The sequence below is a fragment of the Epilithonimonas sp. 33E genome (assembly GCF_059372615.1).
The window spans coordinates 836,795-848,790 of record NZ_CM182009.1 but is presented as its reverse complement, the minus strand read 5'-3'; the positions used below and the strand labels follow the sequence as shown (position 1 = coordinate 848,790).

General features: G+C 37.3%; 13 protein-coding genes. 7 read left to right on the top strand and 6 right to left on the bottom strand.

What is annotated here, in order from left to right; genetic code table 11:
- Positions 1-16: 16 nt before the first annotated feature.
- Positions 17-1,069, top strand: coding sequence for an NAD(P)/FAD-dependent oxidoreductase (locus tag AC5P2S_RS04070; RefSeq protein ID WP_283418193.1), 1,053 nt, complete (start codon positions 17-19; stop codon positions 1,067-1,069).
- Positions 1,070-1,207: 138 nt separating this feature from the next.
- Positions 1,208-1,540, top strand: a complete 333-nt coding sequence (locus tag AC5P2S_RS04065) for a 2Fe-2S iron-sulfur cluster-binding protein (protein WP_283418192.1) — start codon at positions 1,208-1,210, stop codon at positions 1,538-1,540.
- An 81-nt stretch (positions 1,541-1,621) separates the two neighbouring features.
- On the opposite strand, the gene AC5P2S_RS04060 is transcribed toward AC5P2S_RS04065, so the two are convergent.
- On the bottom strand, positions 1,622-3,052 hold the full coding sequence (locus AC5P2S_RS04060; protein WP_494556311.1) for a M20/M25/M40 family metallo-hydrolase: 1,431 nt from the start codon (positions 3,050-3,052) through the stop codon (positions 1,622-1,624).
- Positions 3,053-3,178: 126 nt separating this feature from the next.
- Here AC5P2S_RS04060 and AC5P2S_RS04055 point away from each other — a divergent pair, with 126 nt between their 5' ends.
- From AC5P2S_RS04055 to AC5P2S_RS04035, 5 genes are all read left to right on the top strand, one after another.
- Positions 3,179-3,721 carry a lipocalin family protein gene (locus AC5P2S_RS04055; RefSeq protein ID WP_494556310.1) on the top strand — a complete coding sequence of 181 codons (543 nt, stop codon included), beginning with the start codon at positions 3,179-3,181 and terminating at the stop codon, positions 3,719-3,721.
- Between the two features lie 129 nt (positions 3,722-3,850).
- A complete protein-coding gene (locus AC5P2S_RS04050) occupies positions 3,851-4,768 on the top strand; it encodes a DnaJ C-terminal domain-containing protein (RefSeq protein WP_494556309.1) in 918 nt (305 codons plus the stop codon).
- Positions 4,769-4,770: 2 nt separating this feature from the next.
- A complete protein-coding gene (locus AC5P2S_RS04045; protein WP_494556308.1) occupies positions 4,771-5,076 on the top strand; it encodes a chaperone modulator CbpM in 306 nt (101 codons plus the stop codon).
- Between the two features lie 25 nt (positions 5,077-5,101).
- The gene (locus AC5P2S_RS04040; RefSeq protein ID WP_494556307.1) at positions 5,102-6,064 is read left to right on the top strand and encodes a YpdA family putative bacillithiol disulfide reductase; all 963 of its coding nucleotides are present in this window, start codon (positions 5,102-5,104) and stop codon (positions 6,062-6,064) included.
- Between the two features lie 86 nt (positions 6,065-6,150).
- The gene (locus AC5P2S_RS04035) at positions 6,151-7,182 is read left to right on the top strand and encodes a L,D-transpeptidase (RefSeq protein WP_494556306.1); all 1,032 of its coding nucleotides are present in this window, start codon (positions 6,151-6,153) and stop codon (positions 7,180-7,182) included.
- A gap of 184 nt (positions 7,183-7,366) precedes the next feature.
- Here AC5P2S_RS04035 and AC5P2S_RS04030 read toward each other — a convergent pair whose 3' ends face one another.
- From AC5P2S_RS04030 to AC5P2S_RS04010, 5 genes are all read right to left on the bottom strand, one after another.
- A complete protein-coding gene (locus AC5P2S_RS04030) occupies positions 7,367-8,656 on the bottom strand; it encodes an aldehyde dehydrogenase family protein (RefSeq protein ID WP_494556305.1) in 1,290 nt (429 codons plus the stop codon).
- 254 nt (positions 8,657-8,910) lie between these two features.
- Entirely contained in the window at positions 8,911-9,504 is a 594-nt protein-coding gene (locus AC5P2S_RS04025) for a hypothetical protein (protein ID WP_283418184.1), read from the bottom strand.
- Between the two features lie 28 nt (positions 9,505-9,532).
- The gene (locus AC5P2S_RS04020; protein WP_494556304.1) at positions 9,533-10,177 is read right to left on the bottom strand and encodes an HD domain-containing protein; all 645 of its coding nucleotides are present in this window, start codon (positions 10,175-10,177) and stop codon (positions 9,533-9,535) included.
- A complete protein-coding gene (locus tag AC5P2S_RS04015) occupies positions 10,177-11,016 on the bottom strand; it encodes an alpha/beta hydrolase family protein (protein WP_494556303.1) in 840 nt (279 codons plus the stop codon). Before AC5P2S_RS04015 ends, AC5P2S_RS04020 begins: the two co-directional genes overlap by 1 nt.
- Positions 11,017-11,096: 80 nt before the next feature.
- The gene (locus AC5P2S_RS04010; RefSeq protein WP_494556302.1) at positions 11,097-11,987 is read right to left on the bottom strand and encodes a PfkB family carbohydrate kinase; all 891 of its coding nucleotides are present in this window, start codon (positions 11,985-11,987) and stop codon (positions 11,097-11,099) included.
- Between the last annotated feature and the right edge of the window lie 9 nt (positions 11,988-11,996).

The window sequence follows — 11,996 nt, the reverse complement described above, 5'->3', positions numbered from 1 at the left end:
CAAAATTTTTATATAAATGTTTGAAACGGATATTATCATAATAGGCGCTGGTCCAACAGGGCTTTTCGCTGTTTTCGAAGCGGGATTACTGAAACTAAGATGCCATCTCATAGATGCACTTCCTCAGCCCGGTGGTCAATTAACAGAACTTTATCCTAAAAAACCGATTTTCGATATTCCAGGATTTCCCAGTGTGGACGCAGGTGTTTTGGTAGATAACCTGATGGAGCAAATCAAACAGTTCGAGCCCCAATTTTCATTGGCCCAAAAGGCAGTTAGCTATGAGAAAACGGAAGAAGGTGATTTCATTGTAACAACAAGCCGAGGCGTAAAAGTTAAAGGTAAAGCCATTGCCATTGCCGGTGGTTTGGGAAGTTTTGATCCAAGAAAACCTGAGCTGGAAAATATAGAAAAATACGAAGAAAATGGTGTCGAATATTTCGTAAGAGAGCCGGAAATGTTCCGCGATAAGAAAATCGTAATTGCAGGAGGTGGTGATTCTGCTTTGGACTGGTCTGTTTTCCTGGCTGATGTTGCATCAGAAGTGACTCTGATACACAGGAGAAATGAGTTTCGAGGCGCTTTGGATTCCGTAGAAAAAGTGACAGAATTGAAGCATCAAGGAAAAATCAACTTGATTACGCCTGCAGAAGTGACAGGATTAATTGGTGATGAAACCTTAACCGCTATCGAAATTGAAAAAAACGGAGAAAGATCGGTTATCGAAACAGATTATCTGATTCCATTATTCGGATTGACACCTAAGTTAGGTCCACTAGCCGAATGGGGATTAGAAATTGAGAAAAATGCCATCAAAGTCAATAATGCCTTGGATTATCAAACCAATATTGATGGAATCTATGCCATTGGCGATATCAATACTTATCCAGGAAAACTGAAGTTAATTCTTTGTGGCTTCCACGAAGCAACCCTGATGGTTCAAAGTGTTTACAACAGACTAAACCCAGGTAAAAAATTTGTTTTAAAATATACTACGGTAAGTGGTGTTGACGGTTTCGACGGAACTAGAAAAGAAGCTGAAAAAGCAGTGGTAAAATCTATCGATTAGAAAATAGTTTTCAATATTTTTTTAATAATATATAGAGAGGATTTTGTAATCCTCTTTTTTATTGGCAATATCGAAACTATCAATTAAATTTCTAACTTCTTACTTCTATTGTCTAACATCTATTCTTATCTTTGCACTATGTCAGACGTTAATATTACAATCATAGACAGAGAAGGCGTTTCTCACACAATTCCTGCACCAACAGATATGGCAATGAGCATTATGGAAGTGGTTCGTGCTTACGAATTGGCAGAGGAAGGAACGATCGGTATCTGTGGAGGAATGGCAATGTGCGCTTCCTGTCAGTGTTATGTTCTAAGCGAAAATGTTCCTCTCCCAGAGATGCTACCGGACGAAGAAGCAATGCTTTCCGAAGCTTTCAATGTGAAACCCAACAGCAGATTAGGCTGCCAGATTCCTGTAACTCCGGAATTGGAAGGACTTGTAGTAGAATTAGCTCCGGAATATTAAATCTAAATATTTGATATAAAATAAAAGAGAAAATAGCAATTCTATTTTCTCTTTATGTTTTCATTTATGTTAAATTAATAATTATTCTAAAATAAACTTCTTAGTAATTACTTTTCCGGATTTGGTTGTAAAAACTGCTAAATAAAATCCATTATTGATTTTATTCAGATCAATTTTTCCAAAAGAGATAAGCTGATGAGATTCTAAAAGCTGTCTTCCGCTTGCATCAATAACAACAACAGATTCCACAGTTTCTTTTCCTAACTGGTAGTTCAGGAATTTATCTTTCACAAAAATATTAACTGTATTACCTGCATCGGAAACCGACAAGACAGAACCTTTTGCGGTTTCAATAATAAACTCCAATCCCAATTTTGCAAATTTGGCAGCGTGTGTTGCGCTGTTGCCCATATTGGAAAGCTTATCACTGGTTGTATGAATATTAGGATTATACTGTGAGAAAGAAGCTTCGAAAGGAAAAGCCGCATCGTAGCCATTATCCGCCCAGCTAAAATGATCGGAACAGCCATAGTTACAAATCGTATTGCCGTAAGTAAAAGCATGTGTTCCGGTTTTGTTATAATGCTCCATCAGTTCGATCAGGAACAGATTAAGGTCATTACTATTATAAGAATCCGTAGTGAGGTAAACATCTTTTGCGGAACCTTTATAATTGGTCATGTCAAACTGAACAAAAGAAATCACATCCTTATTATTCATCGCATAATCCTGGGCTATTTCTGATGAACCAACCAAACCGATTTCCTCTGCAGCATAAGCCATAAACTCAACAGTTTTGGAGGGTTTGTAATTGATATTCAGCAAGACCCTTATCATCTCAGAGATTGTAGCAATTCCCGATGCATCGTCATCCGCTCCGGGTGCATTATTCGTATTATTAGTAATCGAATCCATGTGAGCGCCAACAATTACAAATTGATTAGGTGCTGTAGTTCCGTTGATTGTTAAAACCAAAGAAGGCATTGTCGTTCCGACATGGTCTACAATTCTAACGGAAACATCATTCCTTCCGGAAGCAGTAATCAGATTTTGCCATTTTGCTTTCAGATCCTGAACAGCCGTTTTAGCTTTTGCCGTTGTGTGATGACGTGTTCCGTAATTTTCCAAAGCCTGAATATGAGTCTTGATATTGTCAGCATTAACTTTTGCAATAGCAGAATTTACAATGGCATCCTGGTCAATTGTAAACGCCAAAACTTTGTTTGCTTTTTTTATTTTATTAATTGCTGCTAAAGCCTGTTCCTTGGACGACTTGTAAACATATCCGGGACCGTGTGTAATAACATTGTGATGAAGAAATTCAGCAGCATTTTTTGTAAGATGAATTGCGGACTGGTTTCCCTCCACTCCAACAATTTCAATCTCTCCAGGGAATTTCGCCTTCAACTCTTTTGCATTTTCAGAATCTGTGGTAGCATAGAACTTCTCTGACTGCGCAAAAGCATGGTTAAATAGCACAAGAGAAAGAACAGAAAGTAATTTTAGTTTCATTGATTATTAATTATTTAACTTTTATTTTATGTAAAAATAATCAATTTCCCATTTATATTTCAACTTCGGGATTATTAAACTGCTATGATGGAATTATTTTTGAATAAATCCTGAAAAAAATTTAATATGAAAAAAGCATTCATAAAATTAGCAGTTCCTGTTTCCCTCAGTATTTTAGGAATTTTTCTTCTCAATTCTTGTTCTGTGGGAATCCCTGATAAAGCGACAGCTATAAAGAATTTTGATCCGGATAAATATCTTGGTAAATGGTACGAGATTGCCCGTTTCGATTATCGTTTTGAGAAAAATATGAATCAAGTAACAGCAACTTATTCCAAAAATCCGGACGGAACAATAAAAGTGGATAACCAAGGTTATGATTATGTCAAAAAAGAATGGAAACAAAGTATAGGCGAAGCGAGATTCGTCAATTCTGAAAATGAGGCCAGGCTTAAAGTTTCGTTCTTCAAACCGTTTTGGGCAGGTTATAATGTGATAGACCTGGATGATGATTACAAATATGCTTTGGTTGCTGGAAATAACCTGAAATACCTCTGGCTTCTCTCGCGAGAGAAAACCATTCCTGAAACTATCAAAAACCGGTTTCTGAAAAAAGCTGAAGAAATCGGTTACAAAACTTCTGACTTAATTTGGGTTGAACAGAAATAAATGGCAATATGAACGAAAGTGAAAAGTAGCCGCCTGTTGGTGCTCCTGAAAAATAAGCATTAATAATTTGTCTTTTGGCAGCAAATTGCTAACTTAGAACAACTAAATCCAGATAAAAACCAATTGATAATGGCGTTTATAGATTATTATAAAATTCTCGGCATTGATAAAAATGCATCAGCAGATGATGTTAAGAAAGCCTATAGAAAGCTGGCGCGAAAATATCATCCGGATATGAACCCGAATGATAAGGAAGCGGAAAAAAAATTTAAAGAAATCAATGAAGCCAATGAGGTTCTAAGCAATGCGGAAAACCGTGCAAAGTATGACAAATATGGCGAACACTGGAAACATGGCGAAGAATACGAACGCGCACAGCAACAGCAGAGACAGCAGCAACAATATTCCGGGAACTACGGCAGCGGGTTTTCCGGAGCGGATTTTGGAGAAGGCGAGGATTTTTCCGATTTTTTCCAGTCGATGTTTGGCGGAAGTGGCGGTGGTTTTGGCAGGAGCTCAAGAGGAAGTGCGAGTGGAAAATTCAAAGGTCAGGACGTTTCAGCTGAATTGAATCTCGGTTTGAGAGATGCCGCAAAAACCCATCAGCAAACTTTTGAAATCAATGGCAAAAAAGTGAGAATCACAATTCCCGCAGGTGTTTATGACGGACAGCAAATCAAACTAAAAGGTCATGGCAATCCGGGAATAAATGGCGGACCGAATGGTGATCTTTATATTACGTTCAACATTTCTGAAGATCAAGATTTTAAACGTGAAGGTGATAATTTGAGGACTTCTGTCAACCTAGATCTTTACACGGCCGTTTTGGGAGGTAATATTAATATCCAGACCCTTGACGGTTCGGTTAATCTGAAAGTGAAACCGGAAACTCAAAACGGAACAACCGTAAGGCTGAAAGGCAAAGGTTTTCCGGTCTATAAAAAGGAAGGCGAAGCAGGTGATTTGTATGTGACTTACAATGTAAAAATCCCGACCAACCTGAGCGAAAAACAAAAAGAACTGTTTCAACAACTCAAAAATTCTTAACTATGAACGAAAGAATCTCTATAGAAGAAGTTATCAGGTTATATAAAATAGATTACACTTTTCTTGACCAACTGATAGATTCGGAATTGCTACATCCGGAAACTGAGAATAGCGTCCGTTATATTATCTACGAAGAGTTACCCCATCTTGAGCGTTTTGCAAACTGGCACTACGATCTGGAGGTTAATTTACCGGGGATCGAAATTATTCATAAACTTTTGAGTCAAATGGAAGAATTAAGAAGTGAAAACAGGCGGTTACTCCATAATGTCTCAAAATTTGAAAGCTGGGAAGATGCAGAGTTTTAGCCGTTTTTCTTTGTAAATTTGTGAAATGGAATTATATGATGTTCTTATTGTTGGCGGAGGTCCAATTGGCTTAGCCTGTGCTTTGGAGGCGAAGAAAAACAGCCTGAAATATATCGTTATCGAAAAAGGAACGGTGGCAAACAGTCTTTACAATTATCCCTTATATATGACGTTTTTCTCAACAGCTGACCGGCTGGAAATTGACGAAATACCATTCATCACGGCCAAGCCTAAACCCGGCAGACAAGATGCTTTGGAATATTATCAGGGAATTGCGCGACAAAAAGAAATCAATATAAAACCTTACGAAAAAGTTATCAATATCCGGAAATCTACTTTTTTCCAGGTTGAAACCAGCAAGCAAATTTATTTTGCAAAAAATGTAGTCATCGCAACCGGTTTTTACGACATACCGAATATGATGGAAATCCCGGGAGAAGATTTACCAAAAGTTAAGCATTATTACACAGAACCATATCCTTATGCTTTTCAAAATGTTGTCGTAGTCGGTTCCAGCAATTCTTCAGTAGATGCGGCTTTGGAAATCTACAGAAAAGGTGGCAATGTTACAATGATTATTCGTAACAAAGAGATTTCCAGAAGTGTCAAATATTGGGTAAAACCAGACATCGAAAACAGAATCAAAGAAGGGAGCATCAATGCTTTTTTCGGGGCGGAGCTTTTGGAAGTGAAACCGTATTCCGTTATTTTCAAAACCAATAAAGGGGAAATTCGTGAAATCGAAAATGATTTTGTTCTCGCTATGACAGGCTACCTTCCTGACTTTGAATTCTTAAAAAATCTTGGAATTACTTTAAAAGGCGAATGTCAGAATCCTGACTACAATCCCGAAACTATGGAAACCAATGTGGATGGGATCTATCTCGCTGGCGTTGTTTGCGGTGGAAGGGATACACATCTTTGGTTCATAGAAAATTCCAGAATTCACGCTAAACAGATTATCAAAGACATTATTTCTAAAAATTAAATTTTGTCTTAAATAATATATTGTTCTTATTTTTTCCCATCAAATGGTATTCTTTTTGTAACTTAAAGACGGAGAAAGAAAAAACCATGAACATAAAAACTATTAAAAACACATTTCCTTTATTTATCGCTTTTTCCCTGTTTCTGATTCAATGTAAAAAAGACGAATCTGTGTCTTCGCCGGATAAAAAAAACAATCCGATAACAGAAATTTTGAATCCCGGTGAGAAAAAAGAGGAGGAAAAGAAAGAAGAAAAACCGGAAGTCCCGGATGTTGTAATTCCGAGAAAAGATTTCGGTTTTTTCCCCTGGGTTTACAAAAACAAGGATTCTGTTTCTCAACAAAATAAAAAAGAATTTACCGGCAAAGCCCTTTACACCATCCTGGCACTTAATCGGCTTGACAGAGCCAACATTGGCAATGCAGATACACTGGTTGTTCCTGCAAAAATAGAAGAAGATTTCTTGAGATATTCACCATTCCCAGGCCATGTTACAACTTTGGAAAATGTGAAAAAGTTTGTCTTTTTTTCCTATCCGATTCAGGCGTTTGGCGTTTACGAATACGGAAACCTTATTAAATGGGGACCAACCAGTATGGGAAAAAAATCAACACCTACAAAAAAGGGATTAATGTTCGCCAACTGGAAAAAAGAAGTTGCCATATCAACGGTTAGTGACGAGTGGAAACTCCGTTGGAATGTCAATGTTGCCAATTTTGACGGCATTGGCTGGCATCAGTACGCAATGCCTGGTTATCCTGCATCCCACTCTTGTCTTAGGATGCTGGAAGAAGACGCCAAATGGATGTACACCTGGGTAGACACATGGATCCTGAACAAAGGCGGAGCAACTACCAGGGCCAAAGGAACTCCTTTGATCGTTTACGGTGATTATCCTTGGGGAAAAAGACGTCCATGGAAAAAACTGCTCGATTCGCCAGATGCTAACAATATTTCGGAAGATGAGATGAACAAAATCATTGAACCTCAGCTGTCAGAAATCATTAAGGAACAGGACAACCGAGAAACAGTTGTAAAGCAAATTGAAATGGAGAAAAAAGCAAAAGCTGACTCACTACTTGCTGTTAAAACCAAAGATTCGGCTAGTATGAATTAATTTTAGGGAGCTTAATCCCGCTTTCCACTCATACTCCTCGCGCCAGTGCTTTTCCAAAGCGTGCTGTGGGGTAACCGTTGCAATCGGGGCTATAAAATCCAACATAAAGCAAGATTTGTCAATAAAACAAAAACCGCTCAAAACAAATTTGAGCGGTTTTTTATTTTCTTCAGTCAAGTCAATTTTAAATATTTCCAACCACTGTTTTAACTTGTGTAAATTCCTTCAAAGCATGCAAAGACAACTCAACGCCATAACCGGAAGATTTTGCACCACCAAAAGGCAGCCTTGTATCAGAACTTGTGGCTTTGTTAATAGAAACAGTTCCCGATTCCAGATTCTCTATGAAAAACTGAGCGCGTTTTTTATCCCTAGTCCAAACCGAATTTCCTAAACCAAACGGAATATCATTCGCAAGTTTCAGGATCTCTTCATCGTTTTTTCCAATCATCAGAATAGCTAATGGCCCGAACAATTCTTCCTGCAAAATCGGATTACCTTCCTTTACCAAGATAATTCCCGGACGAAACTCATTCTCTGAAATGCGTTTTAAAGCCAGAACTACTTCTGCTCCATTTTTCAAAGCTTTTTTATATTGATTTTCCAGTTCATCCGCCAGATCCGGTCTTGCCATTTTTCCAAGCTTAGTTTCTTTCTTCATCGGATCAGCTGGTTGGTAAGAATTATATTCTTCAATAAATCTTGGGACAAAATCTTTCTCAACATCTTTATGAACGATAAAACGTTTAGCAGCGTTGCAAATCTGCCCTGTATTTTGAAGCTTTGCCCAGGGTCCGTCTTTCGCTGCTTTCTCAAAATCGGAATCTTCAAGAACAATAAAAGCATCGCTCCCGCCCAATTCCAAAACTGATTTTTTAATATTTTTCCCAGCCAGAGCTGCAACACTTCCACCAGCTTTCTCGCTTCCTGTGAGACTGACACCTCTTACCAAAGGATTTTCCAAAATCTCTTTGATTTCATCGTGCCCGATTTTCAAATTTTTGAAAACATATTCAGGAAAACCAGCTTCTTTAAAGGCCAGTTCAATTTCGTCACCACTTCCAAAACATATGGATGCATGTTTCAAAATGACTACATTACCTGCAAGAATTGCCGGAATCGCAAACCTCAAAACCTGCCAGAAAGGAAAATTCCAGGGCATTACACCCAAAATAATTCCCATCGCCTCGTAATGAACTTCACTTACACTGAACTCGGTTTTGATTTTTTCAGGTTTCAGAATATTTTCTGCGGCTGCATAATATTTTATCATTCCCGCACTTTTTTCAATTTCAGCAATAGCTTGTGAAATGGGTTTGTGCATCTCGGTCGTTATGGTTTTCGCAAATTTTTCCTTATTTTTTTCAAGAACATCAGCGAGGTTGATAAGTAATTTTTGACGATCTTCGAAAGGGACTTTTTTCCAATCTTTAAAAGCATCGCTTGCTGAATCAATATGTTTTGATAAATTCATTTTTAATTTTATTTGATCTATTAAGGTTGCAGTAATTGTACCATTTTTCTACTCGCTAAATGTACAAAGTTGACCAGAATCTCAAAATCTATTTTGATATTTTATTTAAATTTTATTATTAATTTTTATGAATAATGCAATTCTATTTTAGAAATAATTTTAAAACAGAGAATGGCAGCGGCCCGACTCGAACTCTTCGGGACTCAGAGTGACAAGTGGAAACAGAAGGCGGCTAAAGTCGCCCCAATTACCATCTAATGTTTTTTGCTACCTCTGAAAAGCAAAACCGAATTGAGAAAAATAAGAAGCAAATCCAGCGTCACCCAAATGCTGAGCTTGATATTGTCGTACTTGAGCTCTGCTACTTTTTCTGTTGCAACAGCGGACAATTTGAGACTATGATTAATGTAGTTTCTGACCTCTACAATTTGATCCTCATTTTTGTTGGGAACAGCGACCTGAGAAAAATAGACGAGTTTGTCTTTCCCGATGTATCCAACGACCCAAAACTCATTGGACTTCTGCATATTAAGATACTCGATTCGGAAATATTCCGGGCGAATCTGACCAACATGTTTTGAACTGAATCTCTGATTATCATTTCCATCCTGGATCCTGATAATATAAAAATCTATCGGCTGTGGCAAATAATTGACCACCTGGACCGCCAGAGAATTTTCCAAAAATTGTGATAAACTTCTTTCTACGAACCAAAATGTAAAATAAGCGGCTGCCGAAATCGTGATAACAGCTCTGACAATCTTACTCCATAGATTCCACTTTTCTGAACGAAAACCGGACAAAAATAAAGCAACTATGAGAAAAATGAGGATTAAAATGATTATCATTAAAACAAAGATAGTGGTTTATCTTTAATTAAAAAGTGACATTCCATTCTTTGTAGAACTCGTCAAGAAACTGAAGCATGAACTGATGCCTGTGTTCAGCGATTTCTTTAGCCGTATCCGTGTTGAGCAAATCCCTAAGAAGCAATAATTTTTCATAGAAATGATTGATTGTGGTTCCGTTGGATTTTTTATATTCTTCTTTTGACTGATTCAGTTTGGGTTCGATATCGGGATGATACATCAGATTATTTTTATATCCTCCAAAATTGAAAGTTCTTGCAATTCCAATCGCGCCAATCGCATCCAGCCTGTCAGCATCCTGAACAATTTTAAGTTCCAGAGGCAGATCTTTCGGCGCATCATTGCGGTTTTTAAATGACATATTTTCTATGATGAAAATTACTTTTTCAATCGTTTCCGGATCCAGGCTTTGTTCTGTTAAAAATTGGTTAACGATTTTTGAAGCAATCGTTTCATCACCATTATGGAATTTTGGATCAGCGATGTCATGCAACAGTGATGCTAACTCTATAATTAATTGATTACCGCCTTCTTTTTCGTGAATTTTAAGACTCAGTTTCCAAACACGTTCGATGTGAAACCAATCGTGGCCGGATTCTGTTCCTTCTAATTTTTCTTTGACAAGTTCTATTGTTTTGTTAATCAATTCCATTAATTCAGTTCTTTTAGAATAATATTCCAGAGCTTTTTATTATAGCTTCTGAAAAAATTAATATGTCCTATTTCTCCTTTCTCAGATTCCGAAGTTTTGACTAATCTGTAAGTCGGTTTCAGCTTGGGATACGTATTTTCTAATAAAGATTTTACACCTTTTTCCGTCAGCCAAACATCGTCTTCTGCCCTAATAACGAAAACTTTCTGAGTCAAATTTCGGGAAAAATCATCGACTTTTTCTAATAATTTGTTAGTTGAGTTTTTATTAAGAATCAAAGTTCGCCAATCAAAGGCACTTCCGGAAGGCAGACTTTCGCCCAAACCAAACCAATTGGCTGGAAAATAGCCTAATAATCGGGTCGATAAAGGTTGAGCAATTCCAAAACCGAGGTAAGCTTCAATTTTTGTTCTTAATTTTAGATTTCCGACAAAAGCGTTCTGTGTTCCTACAAAAATAAACTCATCAAACATCTCGGAATCCTTATTCATTCCTAAAATCAATGCTCCAACCGAATGTCCGAGGCAGAATTTCTGATCATCCGGAAAATTGGTTTTAATATAATTCGTAACCGCTTTATAATCCTTAGTTCCCCAAATTCTCATCGAAGCTTCAAAACCTTTCATTTCATCAGGCTTAGAAAGTCCAATTCCTCTGTAGTCATAAGTTATCACCGTAAATCCTTGCTCCGAAAAAAATTGAGCAAAGGAGAAATAAATCTGTTGCTTAACACCTGTTGCAGAGTTAATCAACAATAATTTTCTATTGGAATTTTTGGATTCAAAAAGATGTGCGGATAAACTGTAATTATCCTCGGTTAAAATATTAATACTTTGCATTAAAACTGATTTAAGAGAATCACTTTATAAAAGTAGAAAATTCAAACCGATGAGAATTATATTTCGATATGCTGAAAATATTACTTCTGAAAATCCTTGAGATAAGGTAAACCTTTCTGGGAACCTCTGTAATCAGCAGCTTTCAACGCAACTTCATTCCCGAATTTCACACAATCCTCAATCGAATTATTGTGAAGCAGAGCAATAGAAAACCCAGATGTGAAAGCATCACCCAATCCCATGTTGTGTGCATGGCTTTTAGGATCTTTTCGGAAATATTTCATTTCGGAACCATCAAAATAACTTGTGCTGTTGGCACCGTCTCTTACGAATAATTTATTGGGCAGATGTTTGATAATGTCATCATGATTGCCTTTACCAAAAATAACTTCAAGATCTGTACTTTTTGCAACAATAAATGTAGCATAATTTATAATTTCATCAGAAAGCCTGCTCGCAGGAGCAGCATAGATCCCTATTTTTTTTCCAAGATTTTTAGCTTTTCTGAAAAGATATTCAACAGTTTTTGAAGGGATTTCAAGTTGGGTCAGAATCAGATCTGCATTAACCAGATATTTCTCCGCTTCATCAATATTTGAAGGAGACAGGTTATAATTGGCCGCAGGAATTACCGTAATCGAGTTTCCTTCTTCCGAAGCCGTAACATAAGCTGTTCCTGTATCTTCGTCTTCATCCTCGAAAACATAAGCAACGTTCACTTCCTCGTCATCCAGATTTCTTAAGACCTGTTGTCCATAAGGATCCATTCCTACTCTGCTTATAAGAGATGTCTGCGCTCCCAAACGCGACGTTGCAATTGCCTGATTAGCACCTTTTCCACCCAAATAGCTTCTCAGATTCTGAGCAAGAACAGTTTCATTGGCCGTTGGAATTTTGTTGGTTCTGAGGATCAAATCTATGGAAGAACTTCCTACAACTACAATCTGAGGTTTTATATTATTTAGTTTCATTTACAAATA